20 protein-coding genes are annotated in these 21600 nt (G+C 64.4%); 2 read left to right on the forward strand and 18 right to left on the reverse strand.

All coding sequences use genetic code 11. From position 1 onward, the window contains the following. Positions 1-115: 115 nt before the first annotated feature. Positions 116-769: a glutathione S-transferase family protein gene (locus tag QMZ05_RS22695; RefSeq protein ID WP_353702758.1), complete on the reverse strand. Its 654-nt coding sequence runs from the start codon at positions 767-769 to the stop codon at positions 116-118. Between the two features lie 122 nt (positions 770-891). Between QMZ05_RS22695 and QMZ05_RS22700 the strand changes: the two genes are divergently transcribed. Further along, complete coding sequence (locus QMZ05_RS22700; RefSeq protein WP_353702759.1) at positions 892-1569, forward strand: DUF599 domain-containing protein; 678 nt, start codon at positions 892-894, stop codon at positions 1567-1569. 101 nt (positions 1570-1670) lie between these two features. Here QMZ05_RS22700 and QMZ05_RS22705 read toward each other — a convergent pair whose 3' ends face one another. The 14 genes from QMZ05_RS22705 to psrA all read right to left on the reverse strand — a co-directional run bounded on the left by QMZ05_RS22705 (position 1671) and on the right by psrA (position 19001). Then, positions 1671-2579 carry a hypothetical protein gene (locus QMZ05_RS22705; RefSeq protein ID WP_353702760.1) on the reverse strand — a complete coding sequence of 303 codons (909 nt, stop codon included), beginning with the start codon at positions 2577-2579 and terminating at the stop codon, positions 1671-1673. A 186-nt stretch (positions 2580-2765) separates the two neighbouring features. Next, the gene (locus QMZ05_RS22710; protein ID WP_353702761.1) at positions 2766-3551 is read right to left on the reverse strand and encodes an aldo/keto reductase; all 786 of its coding nucleotides are present in this window, start codon (positions 3549-3551) and stop codon (positions 2766-2768) included. 72 nt (positions 3552-3623) lie between these two features. Continuing rightward, the gene (locus tag QMZ05_RS22715; RefSeq protein ID WP_353702762.1) at positions 3624-4943 is read right to left on the reverse strand and encodes a cytochrome c peroxidase; all 1320 of its coding nucleotides are present in this window, start codon (positions 4941-4943) and stop codon (positions 3624-3626) included. Between the two features lie 51 nt (positions 4944-4994). Beyond that, positions 4995-6686 (reverse strand): alkaline phosphatase family protein, encoded by a 1692-nt coding sequence (locus tag QMZ05_RS22720; protein WP_353702763.1) that lies wholly within the window; start codon positions 6684-6686, stop codon positions 4995-4997. Positions 6687-7292: 606 nt separating this feature from the next. Beyond that, a complete protein-coding gene (locus tag QMZ05_RS22725) occupies positions 7293-8177 on the reverse strand; it encodes an alpha/beta hydrolase (RefSeq protein WP_353702764.1) in 885 nt (294 codons plus the stop codon). A gap of 45 nt (positions 8178-8222) precedes the next feature. Then, positions 8223-9635: a dihydropyrimidinase gene (hydA, locus tag QMZ05_RS22730; RefSeq protein WP_353702765.1), complete on the reverse strand. Its 1413-nt coding sequence runs from the start codon at positions 9633-9635 to the stop codon at positions 8223-8225. After that, positions 9635-10399, reverse strand: a complete 765-nt coding sequence (locus tag QMZ05_RS22735; RefSeq protein WP_353702766.1) for an aspartate/glutamate racemase family protein — start codon at positions 10397-10399, stop codon at positions 9635-9637. Before QMZ05_RS22735 ends, hydA begins: the two co-directional genes overlap by 1 nt. Next, entirely contained in the window at positions 10396-11199 is an 804-nt protein-coding gene (locus tag QMZ05_RS22740; RefSeq protein ID WP_353702767.1) for a GntR family transcriptional regulator, read from the reverse strand. The genes QMZ05_RS22735 and QMZ05_RS22740 overlap by 4 nt, the downstream gene beginning before the upstream one ends. Beyond that, positions 11196-11972, reverse strand: coding sequence for an aspartate/glutamate racemase family protein (locus tag QMZ05_RS22745; protein WP_353702768.1), 777 nt, complete (start codon positions 11970-11972; stop codon positions 11196-11198). The genes QMZ05_RS22740 and QMZ05_RS22745 overlap by 4 nt, the downstream gene beginning before the upstream one ends. Positions 11973-12027: 55 nt before the next feature. Then, positions 12028-13332, reverse strand: a complete 1305-nt coding sequence (locus tag QMZ05_RS22750; protein WP_353702769.1) for an MFS transporter — start codon at positions 13330-13332, stop codon at positions 12028-12030. A gap of 377 nt (positions 13333-13709) precedes the next feature. Further along, the gene (locus tag QMZ05_RS22755; protein ID WP_353702770.1) at positions 13710-15026 is read right to left on the reverse strand and encodes an MFS transporter; all 1317 of its coding nucleotides are present in this window, start codon (positions 15024-15026) and stop codon (positions 13710-13712) included. 86 nt (positions 15027-15112) lie between these two features. Next, positions 15113-16561, reverse strand: coding sequence for a phosphonoacetaldehyde dehydrogenase (phnY, locus tag QMZ05_RS22760; protein ID WP_353702771.1), 1449 nt, complete (start codon positions 16559-16561; stop codon positions 15113-15115). A 24-nt stretch (positions 16562-16585) separates the two neighbouring features. Continuing rightward, positions 16586-17842 carry a phosphonoacetate hydrolase gene (gene phnA / locus QMZ05_RS22765; protein ID WP_353702772.1) on the reverse strand — a complete coding sequence of 419 codons (1257 nt, stop codon included), beginning with the start codon at positions 17840-17842 and terminating at the stop codon, positions 16586-16588. Between the two features lie 28 nt (positions 17843-17870). Further along, positions 17871-19001 (reverse strand): iron-containing alcohol dehydrogenase PsrA, encoded by a 1131-nt coding sequence (gene psrA, locus QMZ05_RS22770; protein WP_353702773.1) that lies wholly within the window; start codon positions 18999-19001, stop codon positions 17871-17873. A gap of 80 nt (positions 19002-19081) precedes the next feature. On the opposite strand from psrA, the gene QMZ05_RS22775 reads away from it, so the two are divergent. After that, complete coding sequence (locus QMZ05_RS22775; RefSeq protein ID WP_353702774.1) at positions 19082-19969, forward strand: LysR substrate-binding domain-containing protein; 888 nt, start codon at positions 19082-19084, stop codon at positions 19967-19969. 19 nt (positions 19970-19988) lie between these two features. Here the strand turns inward: QMZ05_RS22775 and QMZ05_RS22780 are convergent, their stop codons facing one another. The 3 genes from QMZ05_RS22780 to QMZ05_RS22790 all read right to left on the reverse strand — a co-directional run bounded on the left by QMZ05_RS22780 (position 19989) and on the right by QMZ05_RS22790 (position 21152). After that, positions 19989-20360 carry a cupin domain-containing protein gene (locus tag QMZ05_RS22780; protein ID WP_353702775.1) on the reverse strand — a complete coding sequence of 124 codons (372 nt, stop codon included), beginning with the start codon at positions 20358-20360 and terminating at the stop codon, positions 19989-19991. A gap of 78 nt (positions 20361-20438) precedes the next feature. Further along, positions 20439-20867: a DoxX family protein gene (locus QMZ05_RS22785; protein ID WP_353702776.1), complete on the reverse strand. Its 429-nt coding sequence runs from the start codon at positions 20865-20867 to the stop codon at positions 20439-20441. A gap of 75 nt (positions 20868-20942) precedes the next feature. Next, the gene (locus tag QMZ05_RS22790; RefSeq protein ID WP_353702777.1) at positions 20943-21152 is read right to left on the reverse strand and encodes a hypothetical protein; all 210 of its coding nucleotides are present in this window, start codon (positions 21150-21152) and stop codon (positions 20943-20945) included. Positions 21153-21600 lie beyond the last annotated feature (448 nt).

Genomic DNA, 21600 nt, shown 5'->3' on the forward strand with positions numbered 1-21600 from the left:
GTCTAAGTCCTTTCACGACTTGCGAAACCAGCCGCACGGATTCGACGCCTTCGGCCGCGCGGCGTCAAGCTGCGATCTTTGTGACTGCTGTCACAATTCGGCAGTGCTGCGGCAGTCAGGCATCCTCGAATCGGTCGATCCGCAGGGTCTCGGCCAGGCCATCGCGGGTCCATTCCTGGAATGCCGGCAGCTGCATCATGGCGTCGACATAATGCTGCGCCTCGGGCATCACCGGGATCGCGTAGGTGCGGAAGCGATGCACCACCGGGGCATACATCGCGTCCGCCGCGGAGAATGTCCCGAACAGGAACGGGCCCTGCTTGCCATAACGCGCGTGGCAATCGGCCCAGATCTCCTCGATCCGCGCCACATTGCCCCGCGCGTCGTCCGACAGCGCGATGGCACGGATCGGCCGGTGCAGGTTCATGCCGCATTCGCTGCGCAGCGGCACGAAGCCGGAATGCATCTCCGCCGAGATCGCGCGGGCATGCGCGCGCGCGGCGCGATCCGCCGGCCACAGCTTCGCCTCGGGAAACTTCTCGGCGAGATATTCGATGATCGCCAGCGAATCCCACACCGTGACGTCGCCGTCGATCAGCGTCGGCACCTTGCCGGCCTTGCTGAACGAGAGGATGCGGTCCTTGTCGGCCTGGTCCGTGTAGAGCGGAATGAAGACCTCTTCGAACGGGATGTTGTTGGCGCGCAGCGCCAGCCAGGGCCGCATCGACCATGACGAATAGTTCTTGTTGCCGATGACGAGCTTGAGCATGTCCGGGGAATCCTGTTGCCCGCGCAGTTTGCCATAGTGCATTGCACGCGTTCAACCTGTACATGACGCGGGATGCAACGCGGCGCGGATTGGCGCACCGCGCGTTCACGAAGGAAGGCACCATGACCGGCTATTGGGTCGACATCCTAGCGGTCAGCTTCTTTGCGCTGGAATGGCTGGTCTATGCCATCACGCTGGAGCACACCGCCTATGGGCGCGACAGCCTGTCGGCGCGGATGCACGTCTATCGCGAGATCTGGGTGCGGAACCTGCTCCACCGCGACGCGCGGATGGTCGACATGCAGATCATGGCCAGCCTGCAGAACGGCACCGCGTTCTTCGCCTCGACCAGCCTGATCGCGATCGGCGGCGCGCTGGCGCTGTTGCGCGCCACCAACGACGCGCTCGCGGTGCTCGGCGCGCTGCCGGTCAACCTGACGCCCTCGCCCGCGCTGTGGGAGGTCAAGTGCATCGGCTTGATCCTGATCTTCATCTACACCTTCTTCAAATTCGCCTGGGCCTATCGCCTGTTCAACTATGTCGCGATCCTGTTCGGCGCGATGCCGCCGGCCGGCCAGCGCGATACGCCCGAGGCGGAGGCCCATGTCATCCGCACCACGCGGCTGTTCGAGACCGCAGGCCGGCACTTCAACCGCGGTCAGCGCGCGTTCTTCTTCGCGCTCGGCTATCTCGGCTGGTTCGTCAGCCCCTGGGTGCTGTTCATCACCACTGCCGCGGTCGTGATCGTGATCTGGCGCCGGCAATTCGCCTCCAACGCCTGGCGGGCGATGGGAAGCTGAATAAGCCGGCTGTCATTGCGAGGAGCGAAGCGACGAAGCAATCCATCTATCCGTTTCGCGGAAGCATGGATTGCTTCGCTTCGCTCGCAATGACGCCCGCCTCACGACGCAAAATCGCGCGGCGTGAAGTCGAGGTCGAGCACCTTCCATTCGCCGTAGCGATCCCGCGGCAGCATCGCATAGGGCTGGCAGGTTTGCAGCGCATCGGTCGCGCTCTTGAGCAGCAGCGGCCCCTTTTCCGATGCGGTGGCTTCGATCAGCAAAGGCGATGCGGCGAGCTTGCCGTCGGGCTTCATGAATACCCGAAGCTTGATCTTGACGTCATCGCTCGTGCTCAGCGTCGCCGGAAGCTTCATGCAGGTTTTCAGATGGCGGCGGAATTCGGCGACGACGCTGGAGCCGACGTCGGCCTGCTCGGTGGCCGCGGCGTCGAAATTATCCTTACCGGGACCTGGGCCGGACGGCGCTTCGGCCGGCGGCTTCACGGAGATGTCGGGCGGCAAGCCAAGCATGACATTGTATTTGACGGACAGGTCCGGCTCCGGCTGCGTATAGGCAGGCGGTGATGCCGCCGCCTGTTGCTGCGGCATCGGCTGAGGCATCGGCGGCGTTTGAGGCGCCGGCGGCTCGACCGCCGCATGTTGCGGAGCCGGGCTGGGCTTGGGCGCCGGTGTCGCCTGCTTCTGCGCGGGCTGTGGCGTGGGCTGCTGTGGCTGCGGTGCGGGCGCTTGCGCTGACGGCTCGGGCTTGGCGGTGTCCACCGGCTTGTCGAGTGACGGCAACTGCAATTCGGGCGTCGGCGACGGGCTCGGCACCGGATCGGGTTCGGGCTTGATCTCCGCCTTAATCTCCGCCTTGGCGACCTCCTGCGGCGTCACGATCTCGACCGGCACCGTATCAGCGGCGACGGGATCGAACTGATGGACCTCCGAATAGAGGAAAATCAGCGCGAGCAGCATCAGGTGCACGAACACCGACGCCATCATATCCGCGTTTGGCCGAAACTTCATCCCGCTCGATCACATCGGTGTCGTCTCCCCGCCGGCTACAATACCGGCTGGAACCCGTCTGCCTCAATCCCCCATTCGCGATCCAAAACCGCGATCAGCCCGCGGGCAATAGCACGATCCGGACCGCTGCCTAGCCATTTTCCGCGGCGCGATGCTCAGGCCAGGACCCAATGAGCCATCCGGCCGTCAACGCACGGCCGCGTTCCCCATCGCCGTAATCTCGTGCATGTCATCATCCGACAGCTCGAAATCGAAGATGTCGATATTTTCCTGGAGCCGCTCGAGCTTTGAGGTGCGCGGGATCGCCGAGACGTTCTGTTGCACCAGCCAGCGCAGGCAGATCTGGGCAGCCGTCTTGCGATAGCGGTCGCCGATCCGCGCCAGCGCGCGGTCGCCCTTGACGCGCCCTTTCGCGATCGGGCTGTAGGCGACGAACGCCATGCCATGGCGTGTACAGGCCGCGATCACATCGGCCTGGTCGAGATAGGGATGGTACTCGACCTGATCGCAGGCGAGCGGTTCGGGACACGCCGCAACCGCCTCCTCGATCTGCACCTCGTCGAAGTTCGAGAGCCCGATATGCCGCGCCAGTCCGGCCTGCTTGACCCGCGCCAGCGCGCCGAGCGTCTCGGCAAGCGGCACTTGCGGATTGGGCCAGTGCAACAGCAACAGATCGACCTCGGTCAAACGCAGCCGCGCCAGGCTCTCCTTGGCGGAACGTTCGAGATCCTTCGCCATGAAATGCGTGGTCCAGACCTTGGTGGTCACGAACACGTCGTTGCGCTTGATGCCGGAGGCGCGCAGCCCCTCGCCGACCTCACGCTCATTGTCGTAGATCTGCGCGGTGTCGATGTGCCGGTAACCCAGGCGCAGCGCCTGCTCGACGATGCGGGCGCAGGTCCGCCCGCGCAGCTCCCAAGTACCGAGCCCGATTGCGGGGATCCTTGCGCCGTTGCCTTCGACGACATGCATCCGCCCATTATGCGCGGATGACGATGACCTGCCAACTCACGTATCGGTTCCACGACGGACGGTGGCGACCGCTCAGCGCTCCGGCTGGTAGCCGTCGGTCAACGTCTTCACGAAGGCGATGATGTCGGCTTCATCCTGCGCCGTCATCGCAGGCGTTTCGCCCAGATGGCGCTCGAAGGGCGGATCGCTGACGTCGACATTGCCGTGATATTTTTCCGGCAGGTCGTCGTATTTCCGCACAGTTCCGTCGGCCGCGCGCGGGTACACCTTCTCCGGATTGGTATCGCGGAAGTTATAGAAATCGAGCACCTGCGCGAGGCTGGTGAAGACGCCGTTGTGGAAGAACACCCGGCGCGTTGCCGCGTTGCGCAAGGTCGGCGTCAGAAACATTCCGCAATATTGCGTCTGCTCGGCAATGTCGGTGCGATACGGGCCGCAGACCCCGAGATCGAAATAGTTGGGATCGCGATTGCTGCCGAGGGCAGCGTTGCGCGGCGCGCCGAGCGCCTCATACTGATGGTCGGTGAACAGCGGCGGCAGGCCGTCGCGGGTCGGCGCCGACGTGTGGCACCCGGCGCAATTGGCCTTGTCCGGATCATTGAACAATTGCAGGCCGCGCATCTCGCTCTCGCTGAGCCGCGCCTTGCCTTCCAGCCAGTAGTCGAACTTGCTGGTGTAGGGATGGAAGCTCGGCTCCTCGACCTGATAGCGCGCGACCGCAAACATCGCCTCCGCGACCAGCAACCGCGTATTGTCGAAGACGCCGGCGCCGAACAATTCGGCGAAGCGCGGCGCGTAGCTCGCCTGGCGCAGCTTCTGCGCCACCACCTCGATGCTGCCGCCGTCCATCTCGTTGGGATCGAGCAATGGGAAGATCGCCTGGTCCTGCAGCGTATCGGCGCGGCCATCCCAGAACAGCCCCCCTTGCGGAACGATGTTGACCGCGGACGCGGCGGTACCGGTCGCAACCTTCTTGGCGCGCGCCGCCTGTTGGCCCGCCGCCGCCAGTTGCGCGAAGTCGACGACGTTGTCGTCCTCGTCCTTCTCGGGCCCGATGCTGAAATTTGGTTGCCGCTCGAGATAGGTCAGGCCCGGGACGGCGCGCGTCCCTTGCCGGGACTGCGCGGGCCCGCCGAGCATGACCGCCGCATCATTGGGCGGGCCGTAGGCGTGGTCCGGACTGTGACAGGATGCGCATGACAATGCGCCCGACGACGACAGCGACGCGTCGAAGAAGATCTTCTGGCCGAGCTGCGCCATTCCGGACAGCGGAGCCACAGGCGGACGCCTGAGCTGCACCGGGTTCGGATTGGCGCCCGGAAGCCCTTGCGTCTCGACTGCCGCAACGGCGCCGGCCATGCAGAGCAGGCCGGCGCCGAGAAGCCACAACATGCGGCCGTTCATATGACGTCCAGTGATCCCAAGGGCGCCAGTCCCAGAGCGTTAGTGATGGTGATGATCGTCAGCGCTGACGACCACCGTGCCCGCCGTCGGATCGAGGAACAGCTTGTTCTGCCGATCGTCATCGTCGCGATCGTGACCGTGATCGAAATCGAACATGTCCGTGATCGATTCGACGCTGTCGTCGAACGAGCCGCCGCCGAGACGCTGGCCGTGCAGCCAGTTGTCTTCGATGAAGCGCACCACGGACGCCTGCGAGATGCGGGTGTGGCTGACGAAGTTCTTCTTGGCGTAGGGCGAGATCACCAGGAACGGAGTGCGGGTACCAGGACCGCAGCGGCCGTTCACCGGCTGGCCGTTGAGGCCGTTCGGCTGCGTCTGCTTACCGACACCGCGGCCGCACTGGCCGGGACCGTTGACCTGATCGGCGGTCGGATCATACGAGGCGCTGGTCGGCGCGATGTACTGGTGGTCGTACCAGCCGTCGGAGTCGTCATAGGTGATGATGACAGCGGTCTCGCGCCACTCCTTCTGCGTCTGCAGGAAGTTGATCAGCTCGACATTGCCCGCCTGCTCGTCGAGCGGGTCGGAGTTGCCGGGATGACCGTCCTGATAGGCCGGCATCTTGATGTAGGAGACGGCCGGGAAGTTGCCGGCTTTCACCGAAGCGTAGAAATCCTCGAGATCGTAGGCATGATTGGCCGGATCGACCGTCTTGCTGCCGGGAACGTAGGTGTGGCCGATCGCGTTCACCGAGCTCGGCCGCGCATGGGTCGGGTTCGCGGTCGACTTGTAGTACTGGAACCAGGCGTGGTGCGGGATGTAGTCCACGATGGTGCCGTTGACGTTGCTCGAGAAGGTGCTGCGGCCGCAATTGGTGGTGCCGTTGCTGTTCTTGAGCGTCAGGTCGAAGCCGCCCATGAAGCTGCCCCAGCTGATGTGCTCGGCATTGAGCAGGTCGCCGACGTTCTTGCTGGTCATCAGGACCTGGCTGGTCGTGCTCGAGCAGGAGTCGTAGGCAGGATCGGTGTCACCGATCAGCGTCAGGCCGCCCTGGCCGTCGGCGATCGACGACGACGTGCCGACGATATTCTGCGCACCGTTGGTCTGGCCGGAGACCACTTCGAGCGCGCCGGGCGTCGACGGACCGAAGGTGTCGGTCCAGTTGTTGTCGCTCATCGCGAAGTTCTGGGCGTAATTCCAGAACGCGGTGACGGTGTTGCCGTCGAAATAGCCCATCACCTGGCCGTTGGTGCCGAAGGCGCCGACGCCGCCGGCAGTGCCGCGGCCCGTGAACTTCGGAAACAGGTCTTCGTTGCCGTTGTCGACCGCCTGCTGCTCGGGCGTGTAGGCGTGGTTCTGCGAGCGCGTGTTGGCCTGGGTGCGATCGAGGCGGAATGGATTGGTCGCGCCGGTGCCGTTGGCCGGGTTGAGGTTCGGGTTGTTGGTCAGCAGATTGGCGTTGGCAAGATTGTTGACCTTCGGCGTATGCGGCTTCGCAGTGAACGGAATGGAGCCGGTCGGGTTGGCTGCATTCGGATAGGTCGCAAAGTAATGATCGAACGAGCGGTTCTCGTTGAAGATGACGACGAGATGCTTGATCGGCGTTGCGGTGTGGATGTCGTGCGGATGACGATGATCGTGATCCCTGTCGTCCTGAGCGGCGGCGCTGCACGCAATTGCAGCGGCAGCGACCAGACAGACTCCGACCGTTGAAAGAAATTTGGCTTTCACCGTAGTGCCCCTTGATTTTACAGATTTGTGACGTCGACCTGCGGCAAGTTATCCATCGCCGATGACAGCCCTGTGTAAGTTTTGTGCGAGCAACACTTCGTCACAACTATTCATCATCACGCGTTCGATTCACGCGTCGATTGCAGCGCTTGCGAGCGATGTTGGATCGATCGCTATGACGCACGCGCGTCACGAATCTATCTGCTCTCACGCGTATTGCGCGGCGACGATCCGACATGACGGAGTGCGCGAAGAAATTAGCGGAAATGGACGAGGCACCAGAGTGCTCCGCAAGGAGCAATCCGGTTGGCTGATCGCGCACGAGCATTTGAGCAAGAGGCAATGGAGCCCCTCGCCTTCTCACGCAAGCCGCTGCCGATGAATACGCACCCTAAAGCCTGATGAGGTTAGGTTGAGCTGGAACGGCATCGAAAGTTCACCTCTCCCTTGGGAGAGGTCGATTTGCGCAGCAAATCGGGCGAGGGGTGACGGTCTATCGAGAGAGCAAGAGCCCTCACCCGGATTGCTTCGCAATCCGACCTCTCCCCGACGGGGAGAGGTGAAGCAAGACCGCGCCAAACCGATTCAACCAAAACTCATCCCGCTTTAGTCCTTCATCCCCGTGATCGACGCACTCACTGCGCGGGGATCGCGCTGCGGCCAGCGGCCGCTTTCGACCTGGGACAGGAAATCGCCGACGATCCGGTTGTATTCGTCGGGCTCCTCGATGTTGATGGCATGGCCGCAGTTCGGCATCACCGCAAGCGCGGCGGACGGGATACTCTGCTTCATCAGGATGCCCGGCAACAGGCACGGCCAGTCCTCGTCGCCGGTGATGATCAGCGTCGGCACATCGATACGCTTCATCTCGTCGACCAGCGTGTAGAGCGAGGGCCGCTCCTTCTGCACGCCTTGCTGGGTGTTGGCCGATCCGACCGCGGAGTGCTCGGCCAGCATGCGCTTGAACTCGTCGTGGCCGCGCGGATCCTTATTCTCGTACTGCACGCGCGTCGGCCCGTAGGCGTAGCGCTCGGCGAAGGCCGGCATGCCCTCTTTGCGGATCATGCCCGCGATCACATCGGCCTCGGCGCGGAACGTCTCGCGCTTGTCGAGCTCGGCGCCATAGCCGCAGCCTCCGATGCACAGCGACAGCGCCCGCGCCGGGTGGCGCAACCCGAAATGCAACGTCGCAAACCCGCCCATCGACAGGCCGACGATATGCGCCTTCGGCGCGCCGATGTGATCGAGTACCGCCAGGATGTCGTCGGCGGCGCGCGCCTGCGAATAGGATGAGACCTGCTCCGGCACATCAGACGGCGGAAAGCCGCGCGCATTGTAGGCGATGGTGCGGAAGCGCTTGCCGAAATGCCGCATCTGCGGCTCGTAGCTGCGCAGGTCGCCGGCGAATTCATGGACCAGGATCACCGGATGACCAGATCCGGTCTCCTCGAAATAGAGCCGCACGCCGTCATCTGTTGTCGCGTAGGGCATGGTGGTCTCCTGCCTTCTTGCTTTGCGGGTTACTTCCTTGGCGTATTACGGGATGGTCGCCCCCGCCGGGGGTTTGGCACGCGGCAAATATGTGCCGTGATCCTTGCTGCCGACAAGGGTGCCGTCGTCGACGATCACCTTGCCACGCACCATGGTCAGCACCGGCCAGCCGGTCACTTCAAGCCCTTCATAGGGCGTGTAGTCGGCCCCGTCGTGGATCAGCTCATGGCGGATCGTCACCTTGCGCTTGGGGTCCCACAGCGCGATGTCGGCATCCGAGCCGACCGCGATCGTGCCCTTGCGCGGATAGAGGCCGTAGATCTTGGCGTGGTTGGTGGCGCTGAAGGCGACGAAGCTGTTGAGATCGATGCGGCCCTTCACCACGCCCTCGGAGAACAGGATCGGCAGCCGGGTCGCGACGCCGGGAATGCCGTTCGGCACCCAGCGGAAGCTGGTGCGCCCTTTCGGCGCGAGCTTGCCTTTTGGATCGTCGTAGCGGAACGGGCAATGATCCGACGAGAACACCGAGAATACTTTCTGCTGCAGGCCCTCCCAGCACGCCTGCTGGCTGGCGACGTCGCGCGGCGGCGGCGAGCAGACGTATTTCGCGCCCTCCATATTGAGCTGATCGAGATCCTTCTCGGTCAGCATGAGATATTGCGGACAGGTTTCGCCCATCACCCTGAGACCGCGCTGCTGCGCGCGCCGGATTTCGTCCATCGCCTCGCGGTTCGAGACGTGCACGATCATGATCGGCACATCGACGAGCTCCGACAGCGAGATCGCGCGATGGGTGGCCTCGCGCTCGACCGGGATCGGCCGCGAGGTGGCGTGGAAGCGCGGCGCCGTATTGCCGGCGCGTTCCAGCCGGTCGGTCAGGAAGCGGATGGCGTCGAAGTTTTCCGCATGCACCATCAGCATCGCTCCGGTCTCGCGCGCGACCGACATGGTCTCGAGCAGCTCGCGATCCGACAGCGCGAGCCCCTCGTAGGTCATGAAGACTTTCAGCGAGGTGTAGCCGTCCTCGACCAGCGCCGGCAGCTCCTGGCCCAGCACATGCTCGGTCGGATCGGTGACGATGAGATGGAAGGCGACGTCGACATGGCATTCGCCTTCCGCCAGCGAATGGTAATGCTTCAGCGCTTCGCGCAGCGTCTGGCCCTTCTCCTGCAGGCAGAACGGCAGCACGGTGGTGTTGCCTCCGAACGCCGCCGAGCGGGTGCCAGAGGCAAAGCCGTCGGCCATCACGATGCCGTCGCCCGACGGCTGGGCGAAGTGCACGTGGCTGTCGATGCCGCCGGGCAGCACCAGGCGGTCGGTGGCGTCGATGATCGTGGTCGCATTGCCGAGATCGTGACCGAGCGCTGTGATCTTGCCGTCGCGGATACCGACGTCGCAGGCGAAGGTGTCGGCAGCGGTGACCACGGTGCCGCCGCGGATGATGGTGTCGAAGGACATCAGCTTGTCCCCTCTTTCGGTGAGCGATGTTCGATGACGGCGGCTAGCGGCTCGGCCAGCCCGATCGTCGGCTTCGGATCGGGGCGGCGGAAGGTGCCGGCCACCGCCTTGCGCGGCTTGAGCATGGCAAGCGTCTCCGCCTGGCGCACGGCGGCCACAACCGGATCGACCACCGGCACAGGAATACGGTCGCGCACCTTCGCCGCAAGCCCGGCGAGCGGCGCGCCTGACAGAATGACGACGTCAGCTGCATCCTGCGCGACCGCCTGATTGGCGAGCGCGACCAGGAGCTCTTCCTTCTCGGTCTGCACGTCGGAGAGCGACTGGAAGCGGCCGTCGAGCGTGCGGATGCCGGCGCAGCGCCCGCTGAGCCCGTGCATGGCGACGCACTCCTCATACCACGGCGCCAGCGCGCCGGCGAAAGTCACGATCGCAAACCGCCGGCCGAGCATGCAGGCGGTGAGCATCGCGGCCTCGGCCAATCCGACGACCGGAAACGCGAACAGTTCGCGCGCGCCGAACAGGCCGGGATCGCCGAACGCGGCGATGATGGCGGCATCGATGCCGGGGCCGGCCTCGGCCAGCATCTCCAGCGCGATCGCGCCCCCGATCTGCGCCTCGGCGCGGGTCGCAATATAAGGCACGCCGCGCGCGGCGGTGACCGGCACGAGCTCGGTACCGACCGAGGCGACCTTGCTGCCGGCGGCATGCAGCAGATCCGTCACATCTGCCGTCGTGTTGGGATTGAGCAGCAGGATCTTCATGACGCAACGTTCCTCGCCTTGCGGCCGCGCGGCTTGGCAGGTGCGTCCGGCGCTCCAGCCTGATCTCCCTTGCCATCCAACGTATCGGCGACGATCTCGCCGGTGCGGCGGACGTGGTGAGCCAGGATCTGCCCGGCCAGCGCTGCATCGCGGCGCCTGAGCGCGGCCAGGATCTCCTGATGCTCGCGCACCGATTCATCCCAGCGCCCGAGCACCGAGAGCGCGAAGAAGCGCGCACGCTCGGCCCGTGCCAGCAGCGCTTCATGTGTCGCCTTCAGCACCGCGTTGCGGGCGAAGCCGACGATCGCCGAATGGATCTGCTGATTGGCCTGGAAATAGTCGCGCAGCTCGCCGCGGCCGTGATGCCACTCGATCTTGTCCTGCAGCGCCTCGAGCCGTTCGAAATCGGCGTCCTCCATGCGCAGCGCCGCGAGCTCGGCGGCGCACCGCTCGATGCCGCTGACGGCCTCGAACAATTCGGTCAGCTCGGCGCGGCGGAACGGCGTGATCACGGCGCTGTGGTTGAGCCTGAGCTCGACCAGGCCCTCGTTCGCCAGTTGCTTCAGCGCCTCGCGCAACGGAGTGCGCGAAATGCCGAGCGCGTCGGACAAATCCGCCTCGCCCAGCGATTGCCCCGGCGCCAGCTCGCCGCGCACGATCATGGTGCGGAGCCGTGTAGCCGCCTGCTCGTGCAGCCCGACCCGCGGCACGCGCAGACGGCGCCGTTGCAGCGCCGTCATCGTCCGCTTGGGCTCCTTGCTACGTCTGGTCGGCTTCGTTTCGCTCTTGGCCTCAGTCACTGCACGCCTTCATTGTTTTGATCGGAGATCGCGCTCGCCGCGCGCAGATCGGGGTTCGTGAACAGGCTGCCCCAGCCATGCACGCGCGACGGATCGCTGCCCGTCCTGGCGAGGCACGCCCATAACGTCACCGCGATCGAGTCCAGCACCGGCACGCCAAATCCGCGCTCCAGCCGCTCGGCCGCGCCCGCGCCGCGCATATTGGTGCAGAGCACGACGGCGGCATCGCAGCCCTCGCGCACGACCTCCTCAATCATCCCGGCAATCTCGGTCTCGCTGACCTCGGCAAAGGAGAAATTGTCCTGCAACGACAAATGCCGCTCGACGAAGCAGTGCAGCCCTTCCAAATTCCAGTTGGCGATGATCTTGTCCTGCACGTCCCGGCGATACGGCGTCACCAATCCGATGCGCTTGGCGCCGATCCGCCGCAGCAGGTCGCGATAGGCCAGCACCGTGGTGCAGGCCTTGATTCCCGTAGCCGCCGTGATCTGCTCGCACAGGCTCTCGTCACGATCGAAGCCGAGCCAGCTTGCCGAGGTGCCGTTCCAGGCGATCACGTCGACCTTGGCATGAGCGAGCAATTCCGCGGCGCGAAGGATCTCGCTGGCGTCGAACTGGCGCAGCGCCTGCTCCGACAACGCGATCTCCGTCACCTTGAAGCGCGAGAAATGCGCCGAGACGTCGTCGATCCCAGCCAGCATCGCGCAGGTGATCGGCTCGAGTGCGGTATTCGACGACGGCGTCAGCATGCCGAGCCGGACGGGACGTGTCATTCGCGAGGCCTCATCAACCGGCCGAACCCTTCACGGGCTCGGCCGCAGTTCGATTCTAGACCGGGAGCTTGCGGCTGTAGTCGATCAGGGTCGAGCAGATCAACAGCGCAATGCCCGCGGCGGCGAAATACATCAGAGCCAGGAAGTAGGAGCCGGTTGCCTGCACGATGAAGCCGACGATCAGCGGCGTCGTGATGCCGGCGATGTTGCCGCCGAGATTCATGCAGCCGCCGAGGAAGCCGGACTTGCCGCGGCCCGCCAGCGCCGACGGGATCGCCCAATACATGCCGCACCAGCGCAGGAAGAACAGCGTCGTCGACAGCAGCACCACCACCACCACCGCATTGGTGACGTAGGCGACGAGGAAGATCGACACGGTCGCCATGATCGCGGCGATGCCGAACAGGGTGCGGAACACGGTGTTGGGCGCCCCGCCCCGCGCGCGCCAGCCATCGCCGATCCAGCCGCCGACCAGTTCGCCGACGAAGCCCGCGAAGAAGATGATGAAAGATGCACCGCCGAGCGCCTTGATGTCGAAGCCGTGCACCTTGAACAGATAGGTGGGCATCCAGGTCAGCAGCCCATAGAACGTGGTGTTGAAGAACATCCAGCCGAGGCACATGCACCACACCGAGCGGAAGCGGAAATAGGCGATCCCGCTCGCACCGGACGAGGGCGGCGTCGCCGCGTCCTCGATCGCATGCGCCTCCTCGAGATAGCGCGCCTCGGCTTCATTGACCGACGGATGCTCGCGCGGCACGTTGCGGATGTAGTACCAGGCCCACAGCCCGCACAGCATGGTGCCGATGCCGGCGACGACGAAGGCCACGCGCCAGGAGCTGAATGCCGCCATCAGCCAGGCGATCACGATCGAGCCGAGCGCAGCGCCAAGCGGCGCACCGCCGTCCAGCAAGGTCGCGCCGCGGCCGCGCTCGGTCTGCGTCATCCAGATCGCGTTGAGCTTGCCGCCGGCCGGATAGATCGGGGCCTCCGATGCGCCGAGCCCGAGCCGGGTCATGAGCAGCAGCATCCAGCTGGTGGACAGCGCCGCCAGCGCCTGGAAGAAGCCCCAGAACAGTGTCGCGAGCGCGATCACGATGCGCGGCTTGAAGCGATCGGCCAGCATGCCGCCCGGCACCTGCATCAGCGCGTAGGTCCAGAAGAACGAGCTCAGGATCAGGCCCTGCATCGCCGGATCGATATCGAACTCCTTGGCGATCACGGGCATTGCGACCGACAGCGAGGCGCGATCGATATAGTTGATCGAGATCAGGAACAGCATCAGCAGGAAGATCTTCCAGCGCACGCCGGAAGGCTTCGCCGCATCTGCCATTGCGATGGTGGACACCTGCTCGCTCATTGCACGCTCCTCTGCCGGCAGATTGTTTTTGCCCCTGGCGCGCCCTCGTCATCGAAGGTGGTTGGCCTCTCCTGCCCCGCGCAAAGTCTGCTTCAAGGAGGCCGGCGCGACAAGCACATTTTGCATTCTGCATACAATTTGTTATATCATATTGATATCACTATATATTATATAATTGCTGCTTCGATATTGATCAGGTCATGGCGAGGAATTGGGCGCCAGCTCACCGGCCCGCGCCGGGATTTTTCAGGGAATTGGCCGGGCGCTGCGGCTCCGGCGACCGCGCTCAACGGTGTTCTGCTTAGTCCAAAAAAGAGCAGTCCGCGCCTCCCGTGGACGCGCGGACCTGTCGTGGAGCCGGCGATGCGGATCGCTGGTCAGCGGCGGATGAACGCTGCCACCACCGCACTCGACGTCGCGCAGATCGCGACCACCAGGAACACCAGCGACGTCTGGTTATGCTTGTCCATGAAGTGGCCGATCATCGGCTCACCGAGACCTGCGAACAGATAGGCGAAGAAGTTCATCACCCCGGTTGCGGTCCCTGCCCGCTTGTGGCCGACCAGGTCCGGGCACAGCGCCCAGAACGAGGATTGCGGGCCGTAGGTGAAGAAGCCGCACAGGAACAGCACCGTCATGCCGAGAACAATCTCCGAGGTCGGGATTGCGTACATGCACAGCGAGGTGACCGCGGCGAGCACCATGTAGAGCACGATGGCGAGGTAGCGGCGCGAGCCGAACACCTTGTCCGAGACCCAGCCGTTGCTGAACGCGCCGACCGCCATGCCGACCGGCAGCGCGATGCTGATCCAGCGCGGATCGATCACCGAGGTGGCACCGGCCTTGGCCCAGTTGCTGCCGAGGAAGTGCACCGGCACCCACACCAGCAGGCCGTAGCGTGCCGCGTTCTGGAAACCGATCGAGACGCCGGCGACCAGCAGGCGCCAGTTCGACAGCACGGCCTTGTAGCGCGCGAGCGAGCCCTCATTGGCGTCGACCGCGGCCTCCGTTGCCGCAACGTCGTCGGCCTCGTCATGCGGCGAGGCAAAGCCCATGTCCTCAGGCTTCTCGCGCGCAATCAGATAGAACGCGATGCCGCCGAGCAGCAGCAGGACGACCGGGATGCGGAAGATCCAGCGCCAGTCGAGCTGGAAATAGCCGACCACGACCAGCGAGGTGACGAACGACAGCACCGAGGCGAGCCCCGCCGCGAACGTATAGAGCCCGTAGACCGTGCCGCGCTCGTGGCGGCCCCACCAGTTCGACAGCAGGCGGCTGCCTGGCGCCCAGCCCATCGACTGGAAATAGCCGTTGATGCCCCAGAACGCGGTGAGGCTGACGATCCCGGTCGAGAGGCTGGTGGCCCAGTTCATGATGAAGGAGAGGATCGCGCCTGCGCTCATCACGCGGCGGCCGCCGAACTTGTCGCCGAGATTGCCGTTGATGGCTTGCCCGACCGCGTAGCACCAGAGCAGCGCCGCGCTGGCCCAGCCCAGCGCCTCCTTGGTGACGCCGAACTCGGCCTGGATACCGGGAATGGCGAAGCCGAAGGTCTGTCGCCCGGTGTAGAAGAACAGATAGCAGAACATCGCCGCGAACAGCATCCGCCACTGTGCGCGGCGGAACAAGGTCGCAAGCTCCGGATTCTGGACTCCGACCGAGCCGACGCTCGACGGACTGAACGTGATCGACATTGAGGCCTCCCCTTTGTTTGGTTGATCGCTGTCGGCCGCCGCGTTGTTCTTGTTGTGCGCGTGCGGCCCTCGTCGGACGCGCTGCTCTAGACCGGCCAAGGCAGCGAGTAGGTCTTGACGTTGGTGAAGCTCTTGATTGCCTCCTGCACGCCCTCCTTGTAGCCAAGGCCGGAGTCCTTGATCCCGCCGAACGGCGACATCTCGATCCGGTAGCCCGGCACTTCCCAGACGTTGACGGTGCCGACATCGAGCTCGTTGACGAACCGTGTGATGTAGTCGAGCCGGTTGGTGCAGACGCCGGACGACAGGCCGAACGCGGTCGAATTCGAAATCCGGATCACGCTCTCGATGTCGTTGGGCACGCGGATGATCGGAATCACCGGACCGAACGTCTCCTGCATCACGAGCTCGCTGGTGTAAGGAATCCGGTCGACCACCGTCGGCGGATACAGCGCGCCCTGGCGATCGTTGCCATGCAGCAGCTCGGCGCCGTCGGCAACGGCCGCGTTGACGCGACGCTCGAACTCCTTCGCCGCGCCCTCATGGATCACGGTGCCGACATCGACCGTCGGGTCCATCGGATCGCCGCACCTCAGCGTGCGCGCCTTCTTCAGAACCAGCGCGGCGAAGTCGTCGGCCACTGCCTCGACGCAGAGGATGCGCTTCACGGCCGTGCAGCGCTGGCCGGAATTCTTGGTCGCCCCCGTGACCGCAAGTTCGGCTGCCTTATCGAGGTCGGCGTCCTCCATCACGATCAGAGGATCATTGCCGCCGAGCTCGAGCACCAGGCGCTTGTAGCCCGCCTTGGTGGCGATGTGCTTGCCGACCCTGACCGAGCCGGTGAAGGTGACGAGATCGGCCTCGGGATCTGATATCATCGCATCGCCCATCGAATGCGGATTGCCTGTGACCACCGACAGCATTTCCGGCGGCAGCCCGGCCTCATAGAGCACATCGGCGAGCGCGAGCGCGGTCAGCGGCGTCAGCTCGGTCGGCTTCAGCACCACGCGGTTGTTGGTGGCGATTGCGGGCGCGATCTTGTGGCTCACCATGTTGAGCGGATGATTGAACGGCGTGATCGCCGAGATCGCGCCGAGCAGCGGGGTGCGCGTCGTGAAGATCTTGCGCGCCTTGCCCTGCGGGCTGATGTCGCAGGAGAACGTCTCGCCGTCGTCATGGATCGCGAGCTGCCCGGCAAAGGAATAGACGTCGTAGGCGCGGCCCGCCTCGTAGAGCGAGTCCTTCCAGCATAACCCGGACTCGGCGGTGATCAGCCGCGCGAACTCCTCCTTGCGGCCGGCGAGGATCTCGGCGGTGCGCAGCAGGATGCGCTGGCGCTCATAGCGCGTCAGCTTCGGCTTGAACGCCGCCGCCTTGGCAAACGCGCTGCGCACATGCTCCGGGCGCGCCGCCGGAACGGTGCCAATCACCTTGTTGGTGTAGGGATTGAAGACCTCGACATGCTCGTCGGTGTCGACGAGCGTGCCTGCGATGCGCATCTGCTCATGGCGAACGGCCGGGCCCTGGATGTTCATGATGGTGTCCTTAAGGTCCGGATGTCACTGGATGCGGTTGAGCGCGACGTCGAAGGCGTCGAAATTGCGCAGGGCGTGACCTGCCGGCAGTGCGATCTTGCGGTTGGCGATCAGCGGCACCCGCTCCTCGGTCAGCCCGCCATGCGAGCGCAGCGGCTCGGTCAAGCCTGAGAGATCGTGGCGAGACTCGCTGGTGCCGAGCACCTTGTGCCTGGTCGAGATCACGACGATGTCGCCGATCCGGTCCGGCGGCAGCTCGAACCTGGCGCAAGCGTCCTTGCGGGTCAGCGCGACCTCTATGCCCTTGGTATCGCGCAGCCGCATCAGCAGCGTGCCGACATCGGCGCCCTCGGGCGTGTAGATCGTCGCGAACGAGCCGAGCGAGCCGTGATGGGCGACATAGGGATCGGTGATCGGCAGGATCACGCGCGCGGCGCCCGCACCCGTCCAGTCGTCCATGACGTCCTGGAGATAGATCACGTCGGGCTTGCCGTCGGGCAAGAACTTGTCGTTCATGCCGTGGTCGGCGGTCGCCACGATGTTACAGCCGAGCGCATCGAGCTGGGCAAGATAGCCGTCGATCATCGCGTAGAAGTCGTTGGCGACCTTGGTGCCGAGCCCGACCTTGTGCTGGATGTAGTCGGTGGTCGACAGGTACATCAAATCAGGACGATAGCGCTCGACCAGCTTGACGCCGGCCGCGAACACGAAGCGCGACAGATCGGCCGAATAGACCTCCGGCAGCGGCAGGCCGACGAAGTCGAGCACGTTATCGATGCCATTGGCGGCCTTGGTGGCCTGGTCGGCCTTCTCCGACGAGAACGCGATGGCGCGGCCGTTCGCATAGTCGAGCCCGTAGGCGAGCAATGTCCGCAGCTTGTCCTTGGCGGTGACGGCTGCGACCTTGTAGCCGGCGTCGTGGACACCGGCAAGGATGGTCGGCGCGCGCAGGAATTTCGGGTCATTCATCATGACTTCGGCGTTGTTCGCCGTGTCGTAGAAATAGTTGCCGGCAATGCCGTGCACCGCGGGCGGGCGCCCGGTGATGATCGAGAGGTTGTTCGGGTTGGTGAAGCTCGGGATCACGCTGGCGGCGTGGACATGCGCGCCCTCCTTCATGAAGCGCGCGAAGGTCGGCGCGACGCCGGCCTCGATCGCCTGCTCGATATAGCCCGGCTCCGAACCGTCGAGGCAGATCACGACCGTCGGCCGCGTCGGCGCCTCGTAGTCGCGCCCGTTGACGGTGATGGTCTTGCGATTGTCTTGGCCGTTCTCTTGCATCATGTGTCTCCTTGTCACCGCACCGTCGTCACGCGCTCACCGCGCTCGGCATGCGCTGGGTCTGCGCTGCCTCGATCAACCGCTCCTTCGAGCCCAGGAAATTGCGGCCGCGTTCTCCCTCGAGCGAATCCGCGATCAGCGCGTGCCATTCCGCGCGCTCGATCCTGTAAGCGGCCGGGTTGCAGGAGATGCCGAGCCGCGCCATGAAGTCTTCGAGATTATCGGCCGCCCGCGCGAGGTCGCTGCCGAAGATCTGCCGCAGGCTGTCCTCGCAGAGCCCGCCCGCCCCCTTCACACTGCGCAGCACCATCGGCAGCGAGAACGAGCAGGCGATGCCGTGCTGCACGCCGTGCCGCAGCGTGATCGGATAGGACAGCGAATGCGCGATCGCGGTCTTGGTGTTGGAGAACGCCAGCCCCGCGAACAACGCCGCCTGCGCCATCCGGCTGCGCAGCTCGAGATTGCCGAGGTCGTTGGCGAGCTTCGGCAGCACGTCGAGAACGCCGCGCGCCGCCGCTACCGCGTGGTTGGCCGACACAGGGTTGTTGTTGATGTTCCAGATGCTCTCCAGCGCATGCGACAGCGCGTCGAGGCCGGTGCTGATGGTGAGCAACTGCGGCTTGCCGAGCATCAGGCGCGGATCGATCACCGCATGAGTCGGATAGAGCGACGGGCGCGCCAGCGAATATTTCTTGCCGTTGGCCTCGTCCCACACCGTGCCCCAGCAGGTCACCTCGCTACCGGTGCCCGCTGTGGTCGGCACCGCGATGATCGGGATCGCCGCGAGGCGCTCGGCGCCCTGCTGCGTCTCCAGATAGGTCTTCACGGTCGCGAAGTCGCCGCCGGCCGCCGCGAACACTTTTGCTGAGTCGATCACCGAGCCGCCACCGAGCGCGATGATCACCTCGGGCTGCTTCGCGAGCCCGGCAAAACGAGCGGTCTGCTCGGTGAGCAGGCGGTAGTCTGGATTGGGCGCGACGTCGCGGATGGTCAGGACGGATGGCCCCGCCGCGGCGCGCAGCCGGCGCTCGAGTTCATCGAAGACCGGCTCGCCATAGGTCACGAGCGCGTAGGCGCGCTTGCCGATCAGCGCCGGCAGCTTGTCGAAGCTGTCGGCTCCGAATTCAACTCTTACCGGGTTGGAGTAAGTCCAGGCCATCCACGCGTCCTCCGTTTGGCGCGAAGGTACGGCGCCGGCTGCTATTGACAAATTCATTCTTCGGATGCGTTCTATTGATTATGTCAATAGCATTCAGCCAGCTGCGCGCCTTCCATGCGGTCGCCGCCCATGGCGGCTTCACCGCGGCCTCGCGCGTGCTCCATGTCGGGCAGCCGACGCTGACCATCCAGGTCAAGGAGCTGGAGCAGACTTACGGCGTCGAGCTTTTGATCCGAAGGCCCAGGCACACCGAGCTCACCGAGGCCGGCGCCGCGCTGTTCGAGATCACGCGCGGCATCATGACGTTCTGCGACGAGGCGCACGACCTGTTGGCCGCGCATGGCAAGGCCACCAAAGGCCATTTGCGCGTGGCGACCGTCGGACCGTTTCATGCCACCGAGATCATCGCCGCCTTCAAGCGCGATCACCCGGAGGTGCAGATCTCGACCCTGCTCGGCAATTCCGAACGCACGCTTCGTCACATCGTCGACTTCGAAGCCGACGTCGCGATCCTCGCGGAGGTCCCGGAGGATCCGCGCGTCACCATGATCCCCTATCGCACCCACCGCGTGATCGTGTTCGTCAACCGCGATCATCCCTGGTTCAAGCGCAAATCGGTCCGGCTGCGCGAGCTGGCCGACCAGCCGATCGTGCTGCGCGAGCGCGGCTCGACCACGCGGCGCGCCTTCGAGGCGACGATGCAGGCCGAGGGCATCAGGATCGAACCGGTCTTCGAGATCGAGAGCCGCGAGGGCGTCTGGAAGGCGGTCGAGCGCGGCCTCGGCATCAGCGTCGTCGCCGACTTCGAGTTCGTGCCGCACCCCAATCTGCGCGCGCTCGAGATCAGCGATCGCACCATCAGGACCCAGTACAGCATTGCCCATCACAGCGGGCGAGCCCACTCCCCGATCATCAAAGCCTTCATCGATACAGTTCGACGGATGAAGGACAGCGACCGCAGCAAGTGACGGCGTGCACAGTTGACCTTTACTGCACGACTTCGGTCAAAGGCTTGCCCTTGTCGACCACGAAGACGTTGATCAGCTTCAGCGTCTTGTCGCCGCCGATCTTGAAGCCCGCATGCGGCACGCCGCGCTGGTTGATCACGCCGGCGCCGGTGGGCAATTCTCTTTGCGAACCATCCGGCAGGAGCAAGGTCGCTCCCTGAATGACGTAGACGATCTCCTCGCCATGATGCGTATGGCGCGGAAGACTTTCTCCCGGCGGGACTTCAAGATAGACCTCAATGGCTTCCATGTCGGTCCCGGCCACGTCGGCGCGCTTCAATTCCTTGCGGACGATCTCAGCGTGAGCTGTGGTGGCAGCAGCGAGCAACAGCAGTACGGCAATACGCAGCATGGCAATGTCCTCCCCATTGAAACTGTCACCGCAGGCCAACGCGGCGGTCGCGCACGCGCCAGCCTGAATGCGAATCCGTCAGGCTGGCGTCGGTTGCAGCCGGCGTTCCCAAGGCAGCCTGGGAACCTTCACCGCAAACGCTCCGTCGCCCAGCAGCGCCTGAACGGCCAGCATGATCGCCCACACGAACGGCAGCTCCCAGCCCGCCTCCGTGAACCAGTAGCCCTTTCGCAGCATCCAGAAATGGGTTGCGCCGAGCATCATCGGGATCGTGTAGAGGCTCACCCAGCGCGTATAGATGCCGAGCAGCAGCAAAACCGCCGATCCGAATTCGGCGCTCAGCGCATAGGCCAGAACCCATTCGGGGTAACCGAGTTTGGAAAGTCCGTTCCACCACAGGCTGATCGGTTTGAGCACGCACTTGCCGTAGAGATGCGCAATGAACAGCCCGGCAAGTGTCACGCGGAGCAAGAAGGCAGCATAAGGAGCAGTTCCCTGATCGATCATGAGTACCTCCCAAACAGAAGTCCGTCGCAATCGCAGAAACACGATGATAGGCCCGGCTAACGCCGCGGCAGCAAACTACGCGTCCTCGTCGAAGCGAGCCAAGGCCGCCTCGATGAGCTCGATCTCCTCGCGGAGCGTGTCATTCACGACCGATGGTTTGAAACCAGGGACGCTGGAGGCTCGAACGTCGTCCAGCAGTCGCTGGCGATGGTCCCTGAGTTCTTCCAGCTTTTGGCGATTCTTCAACGACACATAGCCGGCAATAATCTGCTCGATGGCGTTCATGGGAAAATCCACGCTTGGAAATGAAAAATTTGCAGCAATCCTCCGATTAAGCGGCCAAACCGCTTTCCTGGCAAGCCCCATGACGCTGTGCCCGGAGCGTTAACGCTGCGGCCGACACTCGCGGAATCGCCAATCACTGATTTCCCCCGCAAGGTCCATCCATCCGCCGGGCTCGCAAAGCGAAAGCCCGGAATCCGTTTGACCATTCGACTTGTGGCTCGATGGATTCCGGACTCATCGCTTCGCGATGCCCCGGAATGACGGAAAGAGGTGCGGCAAAACAACCCGACGGGCAACTCAGCAAAAACGCGTCAAGGCCCTGCCATCGAAATATTTCGCTTTATCAGAAATTCAACTCAGTGTATAAATCCGCCCGTCTCACCCGATCGAGGGGCGCTGCGCATCGTCAGGAGTGTTGCGGTGAGATGCGGTGGACGCCGAGGTCACG

This window comes from Bradyrhizobium sp. INPA03-11B (genome assembly GCF_040446015.1).
GTDB classification, from domain to species: Bacteria; Pseudomonadota; Alphaproteobacteria; order Rhizobiales; family Xanthobacteraceae; genus Bradyrhizobium; species Bradyrhizobium macuxiense_A.